This is a genomic window from Pseudomonas putida (assembly GCF_028682635.1).
In the GTDB taxonomy this organism is placed as follows: domain Bacteria; phylum Pseudomonadota; class Gammaproteobacteria; order Pseudomonadales; family Pseudomonadaceae; genus Aquipseudomonas; species Aquipseudomonas putida_AE.
The window spans coordinates 125,558-147,093 of record NZ_JANHLK010000014.1 but is presented as its reverse complement, the minus strand read 5'-3'; the positions used below and the strand labels follow the sequence as shown (position 1 = coordinate 147,093).

The following is a 21,536-nucleotide window of genomic DNA, read 5'->3' as shown; positions in this document are numbered from 1 at the left end:
GCGTCCTGCACTAAGCTTCGCAGGACACATTCTTGTGAAATTGGGACAGCCCAGCATGTACACCCTGACCCGCAGTGCCAGCCTGACCCACTATGAGCAAGTGGCCCGCTCCGTAGGGCTGGACCCGTTTCGCATGCTGCGCCTGGCCAAGCTGCCGGCCAGTACCCTGGCCGATCCGAACATCATGATCAGCAGCGATTCGGTCGGCTGGCTGCTGGAAGAGTCGGCGCGCCTGTCTGGCCATGAGGCGTTCGGGCTGTTGCTGGCGCAATCGAGGCAGCTGTCCAACTTCGGCATGCTGGCGCTGCTCATTCGCGAAGAGCCGACACTGCGCGCAGCCTTGCTGTCCTGCGCGCGTTACGCCCGGTTGCATAACGCCGGTGTGGAGCTGCGGCTTGAAGATGTCGGGGACCTGGTCCTGTTGCATATGGGTGTGAACATGCAGGGTCATCATGGCGTTTGGCGCCAGGCGATCGAACAGGCGACGGGGATTATCGTGCGCACCTTGAACAATCTCAGCGGCCAGACTTTCCGGCCAGTCAGGGTCAGCTTTACCCACGAGCGACCCGCCAGCCTGGAAGTCCATCACCGCGTGCTGGGCACGGCGATCGAGTTTTCCCAGGAGTTCAATGCCATCGTTTGCCGCGCCCGCGATCTCGACGCGGCCATTCCCGCGGCAGACCCGACGCTGCATCGCGAAGTGAAGCGCTCCCTGGACCTGCTGCTGGCCAACCTGCGCGACGAGCCGGCGCAGCGGGTGCGCCAGGTGGTCAAGATGTTGTTGCCGGGCGGGCTGTGTTCCGTCGATGGCGTTGCCCAGCACCTCGGCGTGCATCGACGCACGCTGAACCGGCACCTCGCGGAGGAAGGGCAAAGCGTCACCACCATCATCAATGCCGTGCGTGCCGAACTCGCCGAAGAGTACCTGGCCAACAGCAAGCGCCGGTTATATGAGGTCGCCGAGCTGCTTGGTTTTTCCTCTGCCGGTGACTTTTCCCGCTGGTTCCGTGGCCAGTTTGGCCAGACGCCATCGAGTTGGGTCACAGCCTACCGAGAGAGCCAGGTGACACCCGGGTCACTCACCTGAGTAAGTGGAACGGGCGGTCCCAAGGGAGCGCGCCCGCGAGCGGACCGACTTTGTCCCAATACGCTAAGAAAACGTCCTGAAATGCACAGGATTGCCCGTGCCTGCCAACTAGGATAGGCGCGCGGCATCGCTGTCGGCTCCTGCCGCAGACTCCCGCGGATTCACCTGTCCCACACCGCCGCAGCCAAAAAACTGGATCAACAATAACAAGCGCCGCCGTCACTCAAGGCATGGCTTTCACCTGTCACGCCCACGGCCCGGCCATAGACCAAGTAAATGGAGACGCAATGCGAGTCGAACAACTGACCTGCGCCATCGGCGCGGAACTGCTCGATGTGAACCTGGGCGACGCAGTGCGCGATGACGACCTGTTCAACGAAATTTACGCCGCACTGCTCAAACACAAGGTGCTGTTCCTGCGTGACCAGGATCTGGACAAACTTTCCCGTCGCGATCACGAGGCTTTTTCCCTGCGCATGGGGCAGCTCGAAACCCACCCGATGCTGCCCAGCCATCCCGAAGCGCCCGGCCTCGTGCAAATCTACAAGACCCCCGAGAACCCGGCGGATCGCTATGAAAATGCCTGGCACTGCGATGCCACCTGGCGTGAATCGCCGCCGATGGGCGCGGTGCTGCGATGCGTCGAATGCCCTCCGGTCGGCGGCGACACCATGTGGGCCAACATGGTGCTGGCCTATGACAAGCTGCCGGCGGACGTGAAACAGGAAATCGGCAACCTGATCGCCAGCCATAGCTTCAACGCCTCCTTCGCCGCCGCCATGCCCAGGGAAAAGCGCCTGGCGATGAAGGCGCAGTACCCGGATTCTGAGCATCCGGTCGTGCGCACCCACCCGGAAACCGGCGAGAAGGTGCTGTTCGTCAATGCCTACGCCACACACTTCGTCAATTACCACCGCGATGGCCGTGTCCGTTTCGGCCAGGATTACAACCAGGCCGGCGTCGACCTGCTCAAGTACCTGATCAGCCAGGCCTACAATCCCGAGTATCAGGTGCGCTGGCGTTGGAAGAAAAACAGCGTGGCGATTTGGGATAACCGCTGCACCCAACACTATGCCGTGATGGACTATCCGCCTTGCCATCGCAAGATGGAGCGCGCGGCTATTATCGGTGACAAACCCTACTGATCAGTCAACCGGTTCAGACCCCAGAGACGCTGCTGAGCGTCTCCTTTGGGTCGTTTTTTCCTCTCACCATTGGAGGAAACGGCCAATAGTTGCCCGTCACCCAAACCGCTGTTACGGCGTTTTTCCGGGAGTTCGACCCGGTTTGCGCCCAACAAAAAAGGCCTACGCCATCAAGCGTAAGCCTTTGATATATGGTGCCCGAAGCCGGAATCGAACCGGCACGCCCTTACGAGCGGGGGATTTTAAGTCCCATGCGTCTACCAGTTTCGCCATTCGGGCGGTAGCGCGGTGAAGCAGAGGGGGGAATATATACATCCCGTCCGGGTGAAGCAAGTTTGCGACGGTGTTTTTTGGCGATTGGATCGAGCCGATTGCGTAAAAAAAAGCTTCTTAAATCATGCGTCTACGGAGCTTTTTTACAGTGCTGGGCAAGATCGATGGTGACCCCGCGCCCAGCACATCGCAAGAACCGGAATATCACTTTATATTTCAATAGCTTACCAGCATAACCCAGGCACATCCAGCGGCCGCGCCAGCCAATGCCTGACACCGGGGAAGTCTCCGATTTCCACCCTCACAAGGACCGCGCCGATGGGGTGGTCTTGCTGCAGCGCGAAATCAAACACATGACACCCTCCATAGCTGATCCAGCCTCGTGGTGTAGCTCTGGCTCATCATTTCCCGGCGCATGCCCCAGTCGGGATTGGTCGGCACACTGGCCGCGCGAAGCGTCCCCCTTCCCCACCGGCCATTGATCTGATCCAGCACCGCCATGACACGGCTTGCCCCGGCCGGTTGCGAGGTGGCGAACAAATCATCGGTGTACTCGCCTGGCTGGCACAGGTTCAGCAGCATGACCTCCGCTTTGCTGTAGGCGAAGCCAGGGCGGAATACCCGATCCAGTGCATCTACGGCCGTCTTGGTCAGCAGACGCACGTCATCCGTGGGATACGGCAGCTCCACCACCACACCGTTGGCGTATTTGGCTTCCTCGGGGTTGAACATGCCGGTCCGGATGCTGACCCGGATCTTCTTGCACAGGGAATGCTGCGCCCTGAGCTTTTCCGAGGCGCGCATCATGTAGGTGGCGACGGCCTCCTTGATCGGTGCAAGCTCCTTGAGCCGCATGCCGAACATTCGGCTGCAGCAGATCTCCTGCTTCGGCGGGTCTGGTTCATCCAGTTCCAGACACGGGGTGCCGGCCAGTTCCCGGGCGGTCTTCTCGATCACCACGCTGAAGTGCTTGCGCAGCGACCAGGCGTCCGCCTTGGCCAGGTCCATGGCCGACTTGATGCCCAGTGTGTTCAAGTGCACTTTCATGCGCCGGCCCACTCCCCACACTTCACCCACGTCGGTGTTGCGCAGCACCCAGTCACGTTTTACCGGATCGCAGATGTTCACCACGCCGCCAGTCTGCGCCTGCAAGCGTTTCGCCGTGTGGTTGGCCAGCTTGGCCAGGGTCTTGGTGGGGGCGATGCCAACGCCGACCGGGATACCGGTGCAGCGCAAAACCTGGCTGCGAATCCGTCGACCCAGTACGTCCAGGCCTTCGATACCGGTCAGGTCGGCAAACGCCTCATCGATGCTGTAGACCTCGACCGCCGGCACCATCGACTCGATCAGCGTCATCACCCGCTCGCTCATGTCGCCATACAGCGCATAGTTCGACGAGAAGGCGACGATGCCTTGCTGGCGGAGCTTGTTCTTTATCTGGAAATACGGCTCGCCCATTTTCACGAAAGGCTTGGCGTCGTAGCTGCGCGCAATGACGCAGCCATCGTTGTTCGACAGGACGACGATCGGAACCTTGGCCAGGTCCGGGCGAAACACCCGCTCGCAGCTGGCATAGAAGCTGTTGCAATCGATCAGACCGAAGACCGGCGCGGGCTTAGACATGGCTGCGCACACTGCCGGTGATCACACCCCAGATCGACAGCTCGTCACTCTCCAGCACATAGCGTGGCGGGTATTTGGGGTTCTCCGACAGCAGGATCACGTCCTTGCCGCGAATGCACAGGCGCTTGCACACCGGATCGTTGTTCAGCAAGGCCACGACGATATGGCCATGGGCCGGTTCAAGCGAGCGATCCACGATCGCCAGGTCCCCCTCGAAAATCCCGGCGCCCTGCATGCTCTCCCCGGTGATCGATACCAGGTAGACGTGCGGTGCACGGATGTTCAGCACCTCATCCAAGGAGATGTGCGCCTCGATGTGGTCCGCTGCCGGCGATGGAAAACCCGCCGGCACCTGGAACAGGCAGAGCGGCAGTTTCCGACCGCCCTGGCCGATAGGTCCTAAAATTGCAAAGCTCATGACGCACGACTTCCAATACTGTACGAATATACAGTTAACGTCCAGAAGGACTTGCGGTCAATTTCTTTGTAGGAAAAATCTGATGGGTGGGTGAGTTAATGAGCAATCGGTGTGGTGGTTGCGGAAAGCCTTGCAAAAGTTGCGGAACACATCACTTTCCTGAGAGCAATAAAAAACCCCGCAGACGTTAATCTGCGGGGTTTTCAATAGTGGAGGCCGAGGTCGGAATCGAACCGGCGTAGGCGGATTTGCAATCCGCTGCATAACCATTTTGCTACTCGGCCTCAAAACATCTGTTGTCAGTAGCGCGACATCAAATGCGTAAAACTTGGAGCGGGAAACGAGACTCGAACTCGCGACCCCGACCTTGGCAAGGTCGTGCTCTACCAACTGAGCTATTCCCGCTTGGTGTGGCGCATTCTATAGAAATCAGAAGCGCCGTCAACCCCTTGATTCAAAAAAGTTTTATTTCTTTTGCACGTCGGTCCGCAGATGCGGCCAGGCCGCCCGCAAGTACTGGACCATGGACCACAATGTCAGGCCCGCGGACACCATCAGCAGGGTGTAGCCCAGCAGGACCCAGAAGCTGAAGTCCGATGGATTGGCCAGCAGGATCACCAGCGCCAGCATTTGCGCGGCGGTTTTCCATTTGCCCAGGTTCGACACGGCTACGTGCGCACGGGCGCCGAGTTCGGCCATCCATTCGCGCAGCGCCGAGACCACGATCTCGCGACCGATGATCACCGCAGCCGGTAGCGTGAGCCACAGGTTGCCGTGTTCCTGTACCAGCAACACCAGGGCCACGGCGACCATCAGCTTGTCGGCCACGGGGTCGAGGAAGGCCCCGAACGGCGTGCTTTGTTCCAGGCGTCGGGCCAGGTACCCGTCCAGCCAGTCGGTGGCGGCGGCAAAGGCGAAGACCGAGGCTGACGCCAGGTAACTCCAGTGGTACGGCAGGTAGAACAGCAAAATGAAGATCGGTATGAGCAGGACGCGTAGAACGGTAATCAGATTAGGGATATTCATCGGCACAACTGGCTACGAGGTGAGGGGGCATTCTACTCGCTGTGCAGATTTGCATAAATCAACTCTGCGAGCTTTTTACTGATCCCGGGGGCTTTGGCGATTTCGTCGATGCTGGCACGAGACAGCTCCTGCAATCCACCAAAATGTTTGAGCAAATCGCGCCGACGTGTCGGCCCCACCCCGGCAACGCCTTCCAGCGTCGAGGTGCGGCGGGTCTTGCCGCGGCGCGCGCGGTGCCCGGTAATCGCAAAACGGTGGGCTTCGTCGCGAATCTGCTGGATAAGGTGCAGCGCGGGGGAATCACCGCGCAAGGTGAATTCGTGGGCGGCGTCGTTGAGGTACAGGGTTTCGAAACCGGCCTTGCGCGTCGCGCCCTTGGCCACGCCGAGCAGGATCAGGTCGGGCACCGCCAGCTCGTTGAGCACGTCGCGGGCCATCGACAGCTGGCCCTTGCCGCCATCGACCAGGAGGATGTCGGGCAGCTTGCCCTCCCCGTCCTTGAGCTTGCTGAAGCGTCGGGTCAGGGCCTGGTGCATGGCCGCGTAGTCATCGCCCGCGGTAACGCCTTCGATGTTGTAGCGTCGGTAATCGGACTTGATCGGGCCTTCGGGGCCAAACACCACGCAGGAGGCCACGGTCGCCTCCCCGCTGGAGTGGCTGATGTCATAACACTCGAGGCGCTGGGGCGGTTCATCCAGCTTGAGCACTTCTGCCAGGGCATCGAAACGCGCGGCAACGTGTTGCCGGTTGGCCAGGCGCGCACCCAGGGCCTGCTCGGCATTGGTTACCGCCAGTTGCTGCCAGCGCGCACGGGTACCGCGTACCCGGTGGCTGATGGTCAGTTCGCGACCGCGCAGCTCGTGAATGGCCGCGATCAGTGTCGGAAAGTCCTCGTGGACCACATTGACGATCAGCTCGCTGGGCAAGTCGCGTTCGGGGCTGCTGACGTAGTACTGACCGAGAAACGCCGCCATGACCTCGGAAACGTCTTCCTCGATACCCACCTGCGGGAAGAAGTTCTTGCTGCCCAGCACTCGCCCGCCGCGCACGCTGATCAGGTGAACGCAGGCACCGCCCGGGTTGACGAACGCGGCAATCACGTCGACGTCACCCGTGCCGCCTTCCATGCTCTGTTGATCCTGGACCCGGCGCAGCAGTGAAATCTGATCGCGAAGTTCGGCAGCACGCTCGAACTCGAGGTTGATCGCCGCCTCTTCCATGGCTGCCGACAACTCGTCGGTCAGCGCATTGCTGCGCCCTTCGAGGAACATCACCGAGTGACGCACGTCTTCGGCATACACCTGCGGGTCGACCAGGCCGACACAAGGCGCCTTGCAGCGCTTGATCTGGTATTGCAGGCAAGGCCGCGTGCGGTTCTTGTAGTAGCTGTCTTCGCACTGCCGGACGAAAAAGGTCTTCTGCAACAGGCTCAGGCTTTCGCGGATCGCGCCGGCACTCGGATAGGGGCCGAAGTATTTGCCCTTGGCCTTCTTCGCCCCGCGGTGGATGCTCAAGCGCGGAAACTGGCCGTCAGAGAGAAACACGTAAGGGTAGGATTTGTCGTCGCGCAGCAGGATGTTGTACGGCGGCCGCCATTCCTTGATCAGCGTCTGCTCGAGCAGCAAGGCCTCTGTTTCATTGGCCGTGATGGTCGTTTCGACCTGGGCGATGCGGGCCACCAGCGCAGCGGTCTTGGGCGCCAGGCCGGTTTTGCGGAAGTAGCTCGACAGGCGATTCTTGAGGTTCTTGGCCTTGCCGACGTAGAGCAGGCGTGCGTCGCTGTCGAACATGCGATACACACCGGGTCGCCCGCTGACCGTCGACAGGAAGGCGCTTGGATCGAAGATTTCAGTCATTTTCAGAGGCTGGCATCAACCATGCCGTGACGAACCGCCAACAGCGTCAACTCGACATCGCTGCTGATCGAAAGCTTTTCGAAAATGCGATAACGGTAGGTGTTCACGGTTTTTGGCGACAGGCACAACTTGTCGGAGATGATCTGGACTTTCTGGCAGCCGACGATCATCAACGCGATCTGGATCTCCCGTTCAGAGAGGGCGTCAAAGGGCGAATCGTTGGTTGGCTGGAAAGACTTGATCGCCAGTTGCTGGGCAATTTGCGGGCTGATGTAGCGCTGACCGGCAAACACCAGGCGGATGGCCTGGACCATTTCCGGCAATCCGGCGCCCTTGGTCAGGTAGCCTGCCGCACCGGCTTGCAACAGTCGCGTGGGAAACGGATCTTCCTCGCACACGGTCACCGCGACGACCTTGATGTCGGGATGGCTGCGCAATAATTTGCGGGTGGCTTCAAGACCGCCGATCCCGGGCATCTTGACGTCCATCAGGACCACATCGGGTTTCAACTCGCGCGCCTTCAGCAGGGACTCTTCCCCGGACTCTGCCTGGCCGACTACTTGCAGGCCATCGATGTCAGCCAGCATTCGTGTAATGCCTGTACGAACGAGATCATGGTCATCGACTACTAGCACCCTAATCAAGCAGACACCCCGCGATATGATCTTGTTGGATTGCCCGCCACCTTAGCAAAAAGCAACTGGCAGACCTAGCGGCAAGCGTTATATAAAAAGTTTCCACTCGTCTTGCAGGGCTTGTCGCCAGCGTGTTTCAGCGCATTGCCGCGGAGGCTTCACGCTCCATGCGCAGGAAACACTCGTCCCTGCCCACCACTTTCAAGCCCTTGCGTTCGTACAGGGCTCGCGCCGGATTATTTTCAAACACCGTCAAGCGCAGGGCCCCGCGCCCTTCCCTGCACGCCAGCGCCAATACCTGATCGATCGCCCAGGACCCAGCCCCCTGCCCTCGATACGCCTGGCCCACCTGAAGTTCGCGGATGTACAGCGCCCGGGCATCCCGGCTCAGGCTGACGAACCCCAGCCGACGATCAAAGTGCACGATCACCCGGTTGTCACGCCCCGCCCAGGCGACATCGAACGCTTCGTCCAGCCACAACAGATCGTGCTGGATGTAATAGCGCAGCATATTGATGCGTGTCAGGTCCCGGGCGAAATCGAGGTCGTGATCGGTCGCCGGGCGCCAGTCAACATCGATCAATGGCGTCATGCTGATCCCGTGGCAAAAAACCAGAAGTGTGGCACATCTTCATCGGCGCTCAAGCGATAGAAAACGCCGGCGCCGAGCGATAGCATTTTCTGATTGAAACCTCGTACCAGCCTCTAGTAAGCTCGGTGCACTCATCGGAGACAGACCATGTTCAACGCCCGCCCACCGCTTCATACCGCCAGCGCCCCGCGCTCGGTTGCGGCTGCCCGGGTGAATGACGTGTGCACTCCGGCACGCTTTTATTTTGGGTATTGGTTTAGCCACTGGCGCGCCTGATACCCACACGGCGCCCACTTCAAACGGGTCGCCACCAGAGAATTCTCAACCCCCGGTCGGCCTCCCGACCGGGGGTTTTGTTTTTTGGGCCCGAACACATTTAGCGACACTCCGCCATCAAGAGGATTTTACAAATGAACTACGCCACTTATTACCGTCACGACAGTTTTACCGCCTGGCGATTTACCACCCTCCGCTCGGGACAGCCTGCCGCCTCCGATCGGTCACCCACAGGTGGCAAGCACACACACGCAGCCAATCCGGCCAATTGTCGAACACCCCAGTAGGGCCGAGCGCGCGGGAATGAACCCGCCGCCGCCCAGGAAGCCTGAACATGAATTCGTCCGTCTCTGCTCTGCCACTGTCGACCCTCACCTCTGCCAACGAAGCGCTGACCCTGCGCCTGCCCAGTTCGTTGCAACTCAAGCAGCAATTGCCACTGACCAACGCCTTGGCCCGGCAAGTCGCGACTCACCGCCAGGCGGTTCGCGCAATCCTCGACGGTGAAGACTCCCGTCTGCTGGTCATCGTCGGCCCCTGCTCGATCCACGACCCGAAATCCGCACTTGAATACGCCGACAACCTGGCCCGCCTGAGCGCCGACGTCAGCGACCAGATGCTCCTGGTGATGCGCGCCTACGTCGAAAAACCTCGCACCACGGTGGGCTGGAAAGGCCTGGCGTACGACCCGCACCTCGATGGCAGCGATGACATGGCCGGCGGCCTGACCCTGTCCCGCGAACTGATGCGGGAAATGCTCATACTCGGCCTGCCGGTGGCGACTGAACTGCTGCAACCCATGGCCGCCGGGTACTTCGACGACCTGCTGAGCTGGGTGGCCATCGGCGCCCGCACCACCGAGTCGCAGATCCATCGCGAGATGGCCAGCGGCCTGGGCATGCCGGTAGGCTTCAAGAACGGCACCGATGGCGGTGTCGGCGTCGCCTGTGACGCCATGCGCTCGGCCGCCCATCCACATCGCCACTTCGGCGTCGACAGCCAGGGTCACCCCGCGATCATCCAGACCCCGGGCAATGCCGACACCCACCTGGTGCTGCGCGGCGGTCATCACGGACCGAACTACGACCGCGCCAGCGTCGCCCGCGTGCACGGCGACTTGACTCGACTGAAGATCCCGGCCCGGATCATGGTCGACTGCAGCCACGCCAACAGCAGCAAAGATCCACTGCGCCAACCCGCCGTGTTCAACGACGTGCTGGAACAACGCCTGCAGGGCGATCGCTCGCTGATCGGCATGATGATCGAAAGTCATTTGTTCGAAGGCTGCCAACCGCTGAGCCCGTCGCTGAAGTACGGCGTTTCGGTCACCGACGGCTGCCTGGGCTGGAGTGCGACAGAGCAACTGTTGCGCCAGGCGGCAGAACGGCTGCGGGCACAGTAAACCCGCTGACCACCGGCATGATCGGGCTGCACCAACCCGTCTTCATCCGAAGACGGGTCGGCAGCCACCAGAATTCGTACCCTGCCTATGCCTTTTTCCCCAGGCCACAGCGGCCATTTCATGCATCGCTGCGGCGCTGGAGTCTTTAGAGTGACATCGAAGTCACTTTCTTGAACCCTGGAAAAGGAATGAACATGCAACGGAATGCAAAGACTCATTATCCCATCCTGCTGGTGCACGGGCTGTTCGGCTTCGAGCGGATCGCCAGCGTGCACCTCTTCCACGACGTCAGGCAGGCCCTGCGCAGCGCTGGCACGAGGGTGTTCGTCCCGCATCTGTCCGCCACCCACAGCAACGAAGTACGCGGCGAACAGCTGCTGGCCCAGATCCAGCGGGTACTGGAGGGCACCGGGGCCGACAAGGTCAATCTGATCGGCCACAGCCAAGGGGCGTTGGCCGCACGCTATGCCGCCGCGACAGCGCCCGGCAAGGTGGCCTCGGTGACGTCCGTCAGCGGACCCAACCACGGCTCGGAACTGGCGGACCTGCTGCGCAAGGCACTGACACCGGGCCACCTGCCGGAAATCGTGGCCGAGACCATTGCCACCTTGTTCGCCGACTTTCTTTCGTTACTCAGTGGCAAAGGCCGGATGCCGCAAAATGCCGTCGCCGCGTTGAACGCCCTGACCACGCAAGGCGTGAACGCCTTCAACCAGAAGTACCCCCAGGGGTTGCCGCAGACCTGGGGTGGCAAGGGCCGCGAGCAGGTCAACGGCGTGCGCTACTATTCCTGGAGTGGCATCCTGCAGGGCAAGCGGCGGGCTGAAGGACTTGACGTAGCTGATCCATCCCATGGACTGATGCGCGCGCTCTCACGTTATTTCTCCCTCGAGCCCTTGCAGAACGATGGCCTGGTCGGCCGCTACAGCTCCCACCTGGGCACCGTCATCCGCTCGGACTATCCGCTGGACCATCTGGGCACCCTTCGCCAGTCAGGCGGTCAAAGTGTAAGGCGCGTCGACCCGATCGATCTGTATGTGCAGCACGCCGAGCGCCTGAAAAAAGCCGGGCTTTGACCCAGGCCCGCCGTCCAGAGCGCTGGCAACGGAACTTTGGGGAGAAATAGCCCACTGAATCCGGTAGGCTCAGCACTTTACCGTACATTGAATGGAGAGTTTTCCCATGGCCAAAGCCACTGCCCGTCACATCCTTGTTGCCAGCGAAGCCAAGTGCAACGAACTGAAAGCCCAAATCGAAGGTGGCGCAGACTTCGCCGAAGTCGCCAAAGCCAACTCCACCTGCCCTTCCAGCCGCCAGGGCGGTGACCTGGGCTCGTTCGGTCCAGGCCAGATGGTCAAGGAGTTCGACACCGTGGTCTTCAGCGCACCGCTCAACGTAGTGCAAGGTCCGGTCAAGACCCAGTTCGGCTACCACCTGCTGGAAGTGACCAGCCGCCAGGACTGATAGACGCCTGGATTTACTGTGCAGCGGCCCGCCTTCTGGTGGGCCGTCGTGTTTCAGATACGTAATACGGCTGGCGAGGGACGCGCCGCTAGCGTACAAATCGTGGTTGACGACCACCCGGCTCTAAGGCTGAAAATGCGACTGGCTTTCCCGACTTCATTGTTCACTGCCGTGGCCCTGCTCCTGGGCGCCGCCGGTGTGAATGCCGCACCGCAACATGCGTTGACCGTCTACGGCGAGCCCGCCAAGTACCCTGCCGGCTTCAGTCATTTTGCCTACACCAATCCGCAGGCGCCCAAGGGCGGGACGATGCGCCGTTCGGCGATCGAGATCGGGCATTTCGACCATGTCCTGCCTTACATAGACAAGGGCATCGGCGTGAGCCAGATCGATGGCCTGCTCTACTCGCCCCTGGCGCAGCGCTCGCTGGACGAGCCTTACACGGTGTACGGCCTGGTGGCGCAGCAGATGGAGCGCTCCGACGATGGCCTGTCCCTGCGCTTCTTCCTTAACCCCAAGGCGAAGTTTGCCGATGGCAAGCCGATCACCGCCGAGGACGTGCGCTACACCTTCGACCTGCTGATGACCCAGGGCAGCCTGCGATATCGCACGCAGTTCGCCGACGTAAAAGGCGTGGTAGTCGAATCGCCATTGACCGTGCGCTTCGACTTCAAGAACAACGAAAACCGTACCCTGCCGCTGGACATCGCGACCTTGCCGGTGTTTCCCGAACACTGGTGGAAGAGCCGTGACTTTACCGATGGCGGCGGTTACGAGCCGCCCCTGGGCAGCGGGCCGTACAAGGTCGGCAAGGTCGATTCGGGGCGCAGCATCACCTTCGAACGCAATCCCGACTGGTGGGGCAAGGACCTGCCGGTCAGCCGTGGCCTGTACAACTTCGACCATTTCAGCATCGAGTACTTCGGCGACACCGATGTCGCGCGCCAGGTTTTGCGCGGCGGCGCCTATGACTACAACCGCGAGTTTTCCGCCACCGGCTACTCCATTGGCTACGACAGCCCGGCCCTGAGCGACGGTCGCCTGCAAAAAGCCCACCTGGCCACCGAAGCGCCGCAATCGGCCCAGGGCTTCGTGTTCAACCTGCAAAAACCGATGTTCCAGGACCGCCGGGTGCGCCAGGCCCTGGCGATGCTCTGGGACTTCGAATGGAGCAACCGGCAGATGATGCGCAACCTGTACATCCGCCAGCAGAGCTACTTTTCCAATACCGAGCTGGCGGCCCGGCGCTTGCCTGATGCCGGTGAGCTGGCGATCCTGGAACCCTTGCGCGGACAGATCCCCGATGAAGTCTTCAGCCAAGTGTTCGAGGCGCCGAAAACCGATGGCAGCGGCTTGATTCGTGACAAGCAACTGCAAGCCCTGGAGCTGCTGGAACAGGCTGGGTGGAAACCCCAAGGCGATCAACTGGTGAATGCCGAAGGCGAGCCGCTGAGCTTCACCTTCCTGGTCAGCCAGAACGGCATGGACCGCTTGCTCCTGCCCTACAAGCGCACCCTGAAACAGATCGGCATCGACCTGAACATCCGCCGCATCGATTCGTCCCAGTACGTCAATCGCCTGATGAGCCGCGACTACGACATGATCGTCACCGGCTATCCGGTCACCACCTCCCCCGGTGGCGAACTGATCAACTACTTCGCCTCGGTCTCGGCCACCGACCCCGGTGCCAACAACTACATGGTGTTGAAGAACCCGGCGGTGGACACCTTGATCAATGGCCTGATCCGCGCCAACACCCAGGCCGACATGCTGCACTATGCCCACGCGCTCGACCGGGTGCTGCAATGGAACTATTACTGGATTCCCAACTATTACCCGCCGGGCAGTTCCACCGTGTGGTGGAATCGCTTCGGCATACCGAACGTGCAGGCGAGCAATGACGAAGCCATCGAGAGCTGGTGGGAAATGAGCACCACGCCACTGACCAACCAGCAGATGACCGCTGAGCGAATCCGTCGCGGCAGCCCCGGAGGACCGCACTGATGTGGGCTTATATCCTGCGGCGCCTGCTGCTGATCATCCCGACCCTGGTGATCATCCTCCTGGTCAACTTCGTCATCGTCCAGGCCGCCCCGGGTGGCCCGGTGGAACAGGCCATCGCGCACCTTCAGGGCATCGGCGGCGCCAATGTCGGTGGCGGTTCCAGCGAGACCATGGGCCATTCCCGCGCCAGCCGCGGCCTCGACCCGCAGTTGATCAAGGACATCGAAAAGCAATACGGCTTCGACAAGCCGGCACCGGAACGCCTGTGGCTGATGCTCACCAGTTACGCGCGCCTGGACTTCGGCAAGAGCTTCTTTCGCGGCGCCACCGTCACCGACCTGATCCTGGAAAAGATGCCGGTCACCATTTCCCTCGGGCTCTGGGCGACGCTGATCACCTACCTGGTGTCGATTCCCCTGGGGATCCGCAAGGCGGTGCACCACGGTAGCCACTTCGATGTCTGGAGCAGCACCGCAATCATCATCGGCTATGCCATGCCGGCCTTCCTGTTCGCCATGTTCCTGATCGTGGTGTTCGCCGGTGGCACCTCGCTGAACTGGTTCCCGGTGCGCGGGCTGGTCTCGGACAATTTCGAGTCGCTGTCGACCCTGGGCAAGGTCGCCGATTACTTCTGGCACCTGGTGCTGCCGGTGACCGCCCTGGTGATTGGCGGTTTCGCGACCCTGACCATCCTGACCAAGAATTCGTTTCTCAACGAAATCACTCGTCAGTACGTAGTCACCGCCCGCGCCAAGGGCCTGAGCGAGCGCCGGGTGCTGTACGGCCACGTATTTCGCAACGCCATGTTGCTGGTGGTGTCGGGGATTCCCCAGGCCTTCATCAGCGTGTTTTTTGCCGGGTCCCTGCTGATTGAAGTGATCTTCTCCCTCGATGGCCTGGGCCGCATGAGCTACGAAGCGGCCGTGTCCCGGGACTACCCGGTGGTGTTCGGTTCGCTGTTCATCTTCACCCTGTTCGGCCTGCTGATAAAACTGGTCGGCGACCTGTGCTACACCCTGGTCGATCCGCGCATCGATTTCGCCGCGAGGAACGCCTGATGCTCAAGCTTTCGCCGCTGGGCCGACGCCGCTTCGAGCGCTTCAAGAAAAACCGTCGCGGCTGGTGGTCGTTGTGGCTGTTCGTCGGGCTGTTCCTGCTGACCCTGGGGGGCGAGCTGATCGCCAACGACAAACCGCTGGTCGTCAGCTATCAGGGTTCGTTGTACTTCCCGGCGCTCAAGCGCTACACCGAGCAGGAATTTGGCGGACAACTGCCCTTCCAGGCCGATTACCGCAGCGATTATGTGCAGAACCTGATCAAGAAGGACGGTGGCTGGCTGCTGTTCCCGCCGATCCCCTTCAGCGACGACACACCGAACTACGACCTGAACAAACCGGCCCCGAGCCCGCCATCGAACGTGAATTGGCTGGGCACTGACGATCAGGCGCGGGACGTGTTGGCGCGGGTGATCTTCGGCGCGCGGGTTTCGATCCTGTTTGCCTTGATGCTGACGTTCGTCAGCGCGCTGATCGGCATCGCCGCCGGCGCGTTGCAAGGCTATTACGGTGGCTGGGTCGACTTGCTCGGCCAGCGGCTGCTGGAGGTCTGGTCCGGGTTGCCGGTACTGTACCTGCTGATCATCCTCTCGGGGTTCGTCGAGCCGAATTTCTGGTGGTTGCTGGGGATCATGGCGCTGTTTTCCTGGCTGGCGCTGGTGGACGTAGTGCGCGCCGAATTCCTGCGCGGGCGCAACCTGGAATACGTCAAGGCGGCTCGGGCGCTGGGCCTGAGCGATCGCAAAGTGATCGTGCGGCACATCCTGCCCAACGCCATGAACGCGACCCTGAGTTACCTGCCGTTCATTCTGACCGGGGCCATCTCGACCCTCACCGCCCTGGATTTCCTCGGCTTCGGCATGCCGGCCGGCAGTGCGTCCCTGGGCGAGCTGATCGGCCAGGGCAAGCAGAACCTGCAGGCGCCCTGGCTGGGCCTGACGGCGTTTTTCACCCTGGCGTTGATTCTTTCTCTATTGGTGTTCATCGGCGAAGCCCTGCGCGACGCCTTTGACCCTCGTGCGTGAAGCGGACCGTTGATATGAGCAACCTGATCGAAATCCGTGACCTCAGCGTGGCCTTCAGTGGCCAGACCGTGGTGCGCAACCTGTGCCTGGACATCCGCCCCGGCGAATGCCTGGCGCTGGTCGGCGAGTCGGGTTCGGGCAAGTCGGTGACCGCCCACTCGATCCTGCAGCTGCTGCCCGAATGCGGCACCGAGACCACCGGCAGCATCCGTTATCGCGGCCAGGAACTGGTGGGCGCCGATGCGAGCAAATTGCGCAAACTGCGGGGTAATCGCATCGCGATGATCTTCCAGGAGCCGATGACCTCCCTGAACCCGCTGCACAGTATCGAGAAGCAGATCGGCGAGACCCTGCTGGTGCACAAAGGCCTGGCCGGCAAGGCGGCACAGGCGCGGATTCTCGAATTGCTGCACCTGGTGGGTATCCAGAAGCCCAAGGAGCGGCTCAAGGCCTACCCCCACCAGTTATCCGGTGGCCAGCGCCAGCGGGTGATGATCGCCATGGCCCTGGCCTGCGAGCCGGAACTGTTGATCGCCGATGAACCGACCACAGCGCTGGACGTGACGGTGCAGCGCAAGATCCTGCTGCTACTCAAGTCGCTGCAACAGCGACTGGGCATGTCGCTGCTGCTGATCAGCCACGACCTCAATCTGGTGCGCAGCATTGCCCAGCGTGTCTGCGTGATGAAGGCCGGCGAAATTGTCGAGCAGGCCACCTGCGAGACGATGTTCACCGCACCGAAACACCCTTACAGCTGCGTGCTGCTCAATGCCGAGCCGGAAGGCGTAGCGCTGCCCCGGGACGAACGCGAGAAAGTCCTGGAGGTGCACGACCTGCGGGTGCAGTTTCCGGTCAGTGGCGGACTGTTCCGACGCAAGACTTACCTCAAGGCCGTGGACGGCATCAGCCTGAATATCCAGCGGGGCAAGACCCTGGGCATCGTAGGCGAATCGGGTTCCGGCAAGTCCACGCTGGGCCAGGCGATCCTGCGCCTGCTGGACTCCGAAGGCAGCATCCGCTTCCAGGGCCAGGCACTCGATGGCCTGACGCAGAAACAGTTGCGGCCGTGGCGCAAGAAAATGCAGGTGGTCTTCCAGGACCCGTTTGGCAGCCTCAGCCCGCGCATGTCCGTGGCGCAGATCATCAGCGAAGGCCTGGAAGTGCATAGCCAGTTGAGTACTGAGCAATGCAACGCCGAGGTGATCCGGGCGCTGCAGGAAGTCGGGCTCGACCCGCAAAGCCGGCATCGCTACCCCCACGAGTTCTCCGGTGGCCAGCGCCAGCGCATCGCTATCGCCCGGGCGCTGGTGTTGAAACCGGCGCTGATCCTGCTGGACGAGCCGACCTCGGCGCTGGACCGTACCGTGCAAAAGCAGGTGGTCGCCCTGCTGCGCCAGCTTCAGGAAAAGCACGGGCTGACCTACCTGTTCATCAGCCATGACCTGGCGGTGGTGCGCGCCCTGGCCCACGACATGATCGTGATCAAGGACGGCAAGGTGGTCGAAAGCGGTGCCAGCCACGACGTGTTCGATTCGCCGCAGCATCCGTACACCAAGGAGCTGTTGGCGGCGGCGCATGTGGGGCAGGCATAATCCCGTCAGACCGCGTCGCGGCCTTCGCGAGCAAGCCCGCTCCCACAGGGGATTTGTGACCGACACAGATCACCTGTGGGAGCGGGCTTGCTCGCGAAGACGGCCTTATCGGCAATACACATCCAGGACCTTGCGCATGAACACCACCGAAAGCCTCAAGGACTACCAGCGCGTACGCCTGCTGGCGATCCGCTCGCTGTTCGAGATCATCGAGCAGTCCAGTGAAGGCACGGTGATCGTCGACCGCGACGCCAACATCGTCTGGATGAACGAACGTTATGCCAAGCGTTTCGGCCTGCAATCGGCCGAAAGCGCGATTGGCAAGGCCTGCGAAAGCGTGATCCCCGGCAGCCTGTTGCGCGAAGTGGTGCGCACCGGCCGACCGATCCTGCTCGACATGCAGGACACCCCCAAGGAACCGCTGGTGGTGATGCGCCTGCCGATTCACGACGATGCCGGCGAGGTGATCGGCGCCATCGGTTTTGCCTTGTTCGACGAGTTGCGCAGCCTGTCACCGATGCTCAAGCGCTACATGAGCATGCAGCAAGAGCTGGCTTCCACGCGCTCGCTGCTGCGTGCGCGCCAGACCCGCTACAACTTCGCGCACTTCATCGGCACCAGTGCCGCCAGCCTGGAAGTCAAGCGCCGCGCCCGGCGCAGCGCCAGCACCGACTCGCCGGTGTTGCTGCTCGGTGAAACCGGCACCGGCAAGGAATTGCTGGCACAGGCGATCCACAATGCCTCGCCACGCGCGCACAAGGCGTTTGTCAGCATCAACAGTGCCGCGATCCCCGAATCGCTGCTGGAAGCCGAATTCTTCGGCACCGCCCCTGGCGCCTTTACCGGCGCCGACCGCAAAGGCCGCGCCGGCAAACTGCAGATCGCCCAGGGCGGGACGCTGTTTCTCGACGAGATCGGCGACATGCCGTTGCCGCTGCAAAGCAAATTGCTGCGGGTGCTGCAGGAAAAGGAATTCGAGCCGGTCGGTTCCAACGAGGTGATCCAGAGCGATGTGCGGGTCATCGCCGCGACCTCGACCGACCTGGAAGCGGCGATCAAACGCGGCGAGTTTCGCGCCGACCTGTACTACCGCCTCAACGTCCTGCCGATCCAGGTGCCACCGCTGCGTGACCGTCTCGACGACCTGCCCGCCCTCAGTGAAGCGATCCTTGAAGAGCTGCGCAGCCAGCACGAACTGAACGGCGAAGCGCTGGAGCTGCTGGGTCAACACGCCTGGCCGGGGAACATTCGCGAGCTGCGCAACGTGCTGGAGCGGGCGGCGTTGCTTAGTGATGATTTGCGGCTGACGGAGATGGATATCCGGGCTGCGATCGGCACGTTTATGCCGGTTGCGCGCGTGGCGCCGTTGAGTATCGAGCCGGTGGCGCATGAGACGTTCAGTGCGGCGCGGGAACGGTTTGATCGGCAATTGATTGAAAACGCCCTGGCGCAATGCGGGGGCAAGGTGATTGAAGCGGCGGCACGATTGGGGTTGGGGCGGTCGACGTTGTACAAGAAGATGGTGGCGCTGGGGATTGCCGAGTCTCTATAAAGAGACATAAATCTTCATTGGTAGATATGGCCTCTTCGCGAGCAAGCCCGCTCCCACAGGGATACCGTATGGCAGGAAGAATACGATCCCTGTGGGAGCGGGCTTGCTCGCGAAGAGGCCGGAAAGACCACCGAAAATCTCAAAACCGAGACAACTCAAACCATCGCAACCTGGCCTTCTTTAATATTTCTTTATATTTCAACAACTTAACCACTTGGCACAAATCTCGCTATAGCCCCTCCCCACAACGTACTACCTTAAAAAAATAACAATCCAGGAGACACACCATGAGTGTGATCATTGCCTTGGCAGCCCTCACGCTGCTGATGCTGGCTGCCTACCGTGGCTACAGCGTTATCCTCTTTGCCCCGATTGCCGCCCTCGGCGCCGTCCTGCTCACCGATCCTTCTGCCGTCGCCCCTGCCTTCACCGGGGTGTTCATGGAAAAAATGGTCGGTTTCATCAAGCTGTATTTCCCGGTGTTCCTGCTCGGCGCAGTGTTCGGCAAGCTCATCGAACTGTCGGGTTTTTCGCGCTCGATCGTCGCGGCGGCCATTCGCTTGCTTGGCACCCGCCAGGCGATGCTGGTGATCGTGCTGGTCTGCGCCCTGCTGACCTACGGTGGCGTCTCGCTGTTCGTGGTGGTGTTCGCGGTCTATCCGTTCGCCGCGGAAATGTTCCGCCAGAGCAACATCCCCAAGCGCCTGATCCCGGCGACCATCGCCCTCGGCGCCTTTTCGTTCACCATGGACGCCCTGCCCGGCACCCCGCAGATCCAGAACATCATCCCCAGTACCTTCTTCAACACCACCGCCTGGGCTGCGCCATGGCTGGGCTTGATCGGCGCGATCTTCGTGGTCTGCGCCGGCATGCTGTTTCTGCAGCGCCAACGCAAAAAGGCTCAGCTGGCCGGTGAGGGTTATGGCACCGAACTGCGCAACGAGCCGGAAACTGCCGCCGACATCAAGCTGCCCAACCCCTGGATCGCCCTGTCTCCGCTGTTGGCCGTGGGCATCATGAACCTGCTGTTTACCCAATGGATCCCACAGTGGTACGGCAAGACCCACAGCCTCGCACTGCCAGGCATGGCCGCGCCGGTGACCACTGAAATCGCCAAGCTGACGGCTATCTGGGCCGTTCAAGCCGCGCTGCTGGTCGGCATCCTCATGGTGTTGGTGTTCGGCTTCCAGGCGATTCGCGGCAAACTCGCCGAGGGCAGTAGAAGTGCGGTCGGCGGTTCGTTGCTGGCGGCGATGAACACCGCGTCGGAGTATGGATTTGGCGCAGTGATCGCCTCCTTGCCGGGCTTCCTGGTCTTGGCCGACTGGCTCAAGAGCATTCCCAATCCGTTGGTCAATGAAGCGATAACCGTGACCTTGCTGGCCGGCATCACCGGTTCTGCGTCGGGCGGGATGAGCATTGCGCTGGCGGCCATGGCCAATGACTTCATCGCAGCCGCCCACGCCGCCAACATCCCGCTGGAAGTCCTGCACCGGGTGGCCGCCATGGCCAGTGGCGGCATGGACACCCTGCCGCACAACGGCGCGGTGATTACCTTGCTGGCGGTGACCGGCCTGACCCACCGCGAGGCCTACAAAGACATTTTCTGTATTACGCTGATCAAGACCCTCGCGGTTTTCGTAGTGATCGGCACTTTCTACGCCACTGGCATTGTGTGAGGTATTGATGACGTCTCTTTCGGGCAAGACCGCACTGGTCACCGGTTCCACCAGCGGCATCGGCCTGGGCATTGCCCTGAGCCTGGCCAAGGCTGGCGCCAACCTGATTCTCAACGGATTTGGCGATGCATCCAAAGTGATCGCCGAGGTAGAGCAGTTCGGCGGCAAGGTTGGCCATCATCCGGCCGATGTCAGCGACGCGACGCAGATCGCCGACATGATCGCCTACGCCGAGCGTGAATTCGGCGGCGTCGACATTCTGGTCAACAACGCCGGCATCCAGTATGTGGCGCCGGTGGACGAGTTCCCGGTGGAGCGCTGGGACTCGATCATTGCCATCAACCTGTCGTCGGTGTTCCATAGCACCCGCCTGAGCCTGCCGGGCATGCGCGCCAAGGGCTGGGGCCGGGTGATCAACATTGCCTCGGTGCATGGCCTGGTGGGTTCGACGGGTAAAGCCGCCTATGTCGCCGCCAAGCACGGGGTGATCGGGCTGACCAAGGTGGTCGCCCTGGAAACCGCCACCAGCAACATCACCTGCAACGCGATTTGCCCGGGCTGGGTGCTGACGCCGCTGGTGCAGAAGCAGATCGACGACCGCGCCGCCACCGGCATCGACCCGCAGCAGGCGCAGCATGATTTGCTGGCCGAGAAGCAGCCGTCGCTGGAATTCGTGACGCCACCGCAATTGGGCGAACTGGTGCTGTTCCTGTGCAGCGAAGCCGGCACCCAGGTGCGTGGCGCGGCATGGAATGTCGATGGTGGGTGGTTGGCGCAGTAACCATCCACCCTGTGAAATGTGTCTACCTCGGCTTGTGCGTGAATAATAAAG

At 61.5% G+C, this 21,536-nt stretch carries 18 protein-coding genes and 3 tRNA genes; 12 read left to right on the top strand and 9 right to left on the bottom strand.

Annotated features, from left to right (window positions below):
- Positions 1 to 55: 55 nt before the first annotated feature.
- Positions 56 to 1,087: an AraC family transcriptional regulator gene (locus tag NPS56_RS18715; protein WP_274075973.1), complete on the top strand. Its 1,032-nt coding sequence runs from the start codon at positions 56 to 58 to the stop codon at positions 1,085 to 1,087.
- A 287-nt stretch (positions 1,088 to 1,374) separates the two neighbouring features.
- Positions 1,375 to 2,232, top strand: coding sequence for a TauD/TfdA dioxygenase family protein (locus NPS56_RS18710; protein WP_274075972.1), 858 nt, complete (start codon positions 1,375 to 1,377; stop codon positions 2,230 to 2,232).
- A gap of 192 nt (positions 2,233 to 2,424) precedes the next feature.
- On the opposite strand, the gene NPS56_RS18705 is transcribed toward NPS56_RS18710, so the two are convergent.
- The 9 genes from NPS56_RS18705 to NPS56_RS18665 all read right to left on the bottom strand — a co-directional run bounded on the left by NPS56_RS18705 (position 2,425) and on the right by NPS56_RS18665 (position 8,655).
- Positions 2,425 to 2,511, bottom strand: a tRNA-Leu gene (locus tag NPS56_RS18705).
- A 339-nt stretch (positions 2,512 to 2,850) separates the two neighbouring features.
- Positions 2,851 to 4,128 (bottom strand): translesion error-prone DNA polymerase V subunit UmuC, encoded by a 1,278-nt coding sequence (umuC, locus tag NPS56_RS18700; protein ID WP_274075971.1) that lies wholly within the window; start codon positions 4,126 to 4,128, stop codon positions 2,851 to 2,853.
- Positions 4,121 to 4,546 carry a LexA family protein gene (locus NPS56_RS18695; protein ID WP_046820111.1) on the bottom strand — a complete coding sequence of 142 codons (426 nt, stop codon included), beginning with the start codon at positions 4,544 to 4,546 and terminating at the stop codon, positions 4,121 to 4,123. Before NPS56_RS18695 ends, umuC begins: the two co-directional genes overlap by 8 nt.
- A gap of 210 nt (positions 4,547 to 4,756) precedes the next feature.
- A tRNA-Cys gene (locus tag NPS56_RS18690) sits at positions 4,757 to 4,830 on the bottom strand.
- A 45-nt stretch (positions 4,831 to 4,875) separates the two neighbouring features.
- Positions 4,876 to 4,951, bottom strand: a tRNA-Gly gene (locus NPS56_RS18685).
- A 60-nt stretch (positions 4,952 to 5,011) separates the two neighbouring features.
- Positions 5,012 to 5,572 (bottom strand): CDP-diacylglycerol--glycerol-3-phosphate 3-phosphatidyltransferase, encoded by a 561-nt coding sequence (pgsA, locus tag NPS56_RS18680; protein ID WP_274075970.1) that lies wholly within the window; start codon positions 5,570 to 5,572, stop codon positions 5,012 to 5,014.
- Positions 5,573 to 5,604: 32 nt separating this feature from the next.
- Positions 5,605 to 7,428: an excinuclease ABC subunit UvrC gene (uvrC, locus tag NPS56_RS18675; protein ID WP_274075969.1), complete on the bottom strand. Its 1,824-nt coding sequence runs from the start codon at positions 7,426 to 7,428 to the stop codon at positions 5,605 to 5,607.
- 2 nt (positions 7,429 to 7,430) lie between these two features.
- Positions 7,431 to 8,072 (bottom strand): response regulator transcription factor GacA, encoded by a 642-nt coding sequence (gacA, locus tag NPS56_RS18670; RefSeq protein WP_008015884.1) that lies wholly within the window; start codon positions 8,070 to 8,072, stop codon positions 7,431 to 7,433.
- 127 nt (positions 8,073 to 8,199) lie between these two features.
- A complete protein-coding gene (locus tag NPS56_RS18665; RefSeq protein ID WP_425313636.1) occupies positions 8,200 to 8,655 on the bottom strand; it encodes a GNAT family N-acetyltransferase in 456 nt (151 codons plus the stop codon).
- Positions 8,656 to 9,265: 610 nt separating this feature from the next.
- On the opposite strand from NPS56_RS18665, the gene NPS56_RS18660 reads away from it, so the two are divergent.
- From NPS56_RS18660 to NPS56_RS18615, 10 genes are all read left to right on the top strand, one after another.
- Positions 9,266 to 10,333 (top strand): 3-deoxy-7-phosphoheptulonate synthase, encoded by a 1,068-nt coding sequence (locus NPS56_RS18660; protein WP_274075968.1) that lies wholly within the window; start codon positions 9,266 to 9,268, stop codon positions 10,331 to 10,333.
- Positions 10,334 to 10,527: 194 nt separating this feature from the next.
- Complete coding sequence (locus tag NPS56_RS18655; RefSeq protein WP_274075967.1) at positions 10,528 to 11,409, top strand: esterase/lipase family protein; 882 nt, start codon at positions 10,528 to 10,530, stop codon at positions 11,407 to 11,409.
- 106 nt (positions 11,410 to 11,515) lie between these two features.
- On the top strand, positions 11,516 to 11,797 hold the full coding sequence (locus tag NPS56_RS18650; RefSeq protein ID WP_059405911.1) for a peptidylprolyl isomerase: 282 nt from the start codon (positions 11,516 to 11,518) through the stop codon (positions 11,795 to 11,797).
- 135 nt (positions 11,798 to 11,932) lie between these two features.
- Positions 11,933 to 13,801 carry an extracellular solute-binding protein gene (locus NPS56_RS18645; RefSeq protein WP_274075966.1) on the top strand — a complete coding sequence of 623 codons (1,869 nt, stop codon included), beginning with the start codon at positions 11,933 to 11,935 and terminating at the stop codon, positions 13,799 to 13,801.
- Positions 13,801 to 14,859 (top strand): microcin C ABC transporter permease YejB, encoded by a 1,059-nt coding sequence (locus NPS56_RS18640; RefSeq protein ID WP_274075965.1) that lies wholly within the window; start codon positions 13,801 to 13,803, stop codon positions 14,857 to 14,859. Before NPS56_RS18645 ends, NPS56_RS18640 begins: the two co-directional genes overlap by 1 nt.
- Positions 14,859 to 15,881, top strand: a complete 1,023-nt coding sequence (locus NPS56_RS18635; protein ID WP_274075964.1) for an ABC transporter permease — start codon at positions 14,859 to 14,861, stop codon at positions 15,879 to 15,881. The genes NPS56_RS18640 and NPS56_RS18635 overlap by 1 nt, the downstream gene beginning before the upstream one ends.
- Before the next feature lie 14 nt (positions 15,882 to 15,895).
- Positions 15,896 to 17,473, top strand: a complete 1,578-nt coding sequence (locus NPS56_RS18630; protein ID WP_274075963.1) for an ABC transporter ATP-binding protein — start codon at positions 15,896 to 15,898, stop codon at positions 17,471 to 17,473.
- 136 nt (positions 17,474 to 17,609) lie between these two features.
- Positions 17,610 to 19,025, top strand: a complete 1,416-nt coding sequence (locus NPS56_RS18625) for a sigma-54 interaction domain-containing protein (protein ID WP_274075962.1) — start codon at positions 17,610 to 17,612, stop codon at positions 19,023 to 19,025.
- Between the two features lie 287 nt (positions 19,026 to 19,312).
- Positions 19,313 to 20,704, top strand: a complete 1,392-nt coding sequence (locus NPS56_RS18620) for a GntP family permease (protein ID WP_274075961.1) — start codon at positions 19,313 to 19,315, stop codon at positions 20,702 to 20,704.
- A 7-nt stretch (positions 20,705 to 20,711) separates the two neighbouring features.
- Positions 20,712 to 21,485, top strand: a complete 774-nt coding sequence (locus NPS56_RS18615; protein ID WP_274075960.1) for a 3-hydroxybutyrate dehydrogenase — start codon at positions 20,712 to 20,714, stop codon at positions 21,483 to 21,485.
- Positions 21,486 to 21,536: the final 51 nt, after the last annotated feature.

What these genes read in the sequence shown, in the direction of transcription:
- NPS56_RS18710 (WP_274075972.1), top strand. Translation starts at nt 1,375, where the DNA reads ATGCGAGTCGAACAACTGACCTGCGCCATCGGCGCGGAACTGCTCGAT.
- NPS56_RS18625 (WP_274075962.1), top strand. Translation starts at nt 17,610, where the DNA reads ATGAACACCACCGAAAGCCTCAAGGACTACCAGCGCGTACGCCTGCTG.
- NPS56_RS18660 (WP_274075968.1), top strand. Translation starts at nt 9,266, where the DNA reads ATGAATTCGTCCGTCTCTGCTCTGCCACTGTCGACCCTCACCTCTGCC.
- NPS56_RS18620 (WP_274075961.1), top strand. Translation starts at nt 19,313, where the DNA reads ATGAGTGTGATCATTGCCTTGGCAGCCCTCACGCTGCTGATGCTGGCT.
- NPS56_RS18715 (WP_274075973.1), top strand. Translation starts at nt 56, where the DNA reads ATGTACACCCTGACCCGCAGTGCCAGCCTGACCCACTATGAGCAAGTG.
- NPS56_RS18665 (WP_425313636.1), bottom strand. Translation starts at nt 8,655, where the DNA reads ATGACGCCATTGATCGATGTTGACTGGCGCCCGGCGACCGATCACGAC.
- NPS56_RS18615 (WP_274075960.1), top strand. Translation starts at nt 20,712, where the DNA reads ATGACGTCTCTTTCGGGCAAGACCGCACTGGTCACCGGTTCCACCAGC.
- NPS56_RS18655 (WP_274075967.1), top strand. Translation starts at nt 10,528, where the DNA reads ATGCAACGGAATGCAAAGACTCATTATCCCATCCTGCTGGTGCACGGG.
- umuC (WP_274075971.1), bottom strand. Translation starts at nt 4,128, where the DNA reads ATGTCTAAGCCCGCGCCGGTCTTCGGTCTGATCGATTGCAACAGCTTC.
- NPS56_RS18645 (WP_274075966.1), top strand. Translation starts at nt 11,933, where the DNA reads ATGCGACTGGCTTTCCCGACTTCATTGTTCACTGCCGTGGCCCTGCTC.
- NPS56_RS18630 (WP_274075963.1), top strand. Translation starts at nt 15,896, where the DNA reads ATGAGCAACCTGATCGAAATCCGTGACCTCAGCGTGGCCTTCAGTGGC.
- NPS56_RS18635 (WP_274075964.1), top strand. Translation starts at nt 14,859, where the DNA reads ATGCTCAAGCTTTCGCCGCTGGGCCGACGCCGCTTCGAGCGCTTCAAG.
- NPS56_RS18695 (WP_046820111.1), bottom strand. Translation starts at nt 4,546, where the DNA reads ATGAGCTTTGCAATTTTAGGACCTATCGGCCAGGGCGGTCGGAAACTG.
- pgsA (WP_274075970.1), bottom strand. Translation starts at nt 5,572, where the DNA reads ATGAATATCCCTAATCTGATTACCGTTCTACGCGTCCTGCTCATACCG.
- NPS56_RS18640 (WP_274075965.1), top strand. Translation starts at nt 13,801, where the DNA reads ATGTGGGCTTATATCCTGCGGCGCCTGCTGCTGATCATCCCGACCCTG.
- NPS56_RS18650 (WP_059405911.1), top strand. Translation starts at nt 11,516, where the DNA reads ATGGCCAAAGCCACTGCCCGTCACATCCTTGTTGCCAGCGAAGCCAAG.
- uvrC (WP_274075969.1), bottom strand. Translation starts at nt 7,428, where the DNA reads ATGACTGAAATCTTCGATCCAAGCGCCTTCCTGTCGACGGTCAGCGGG.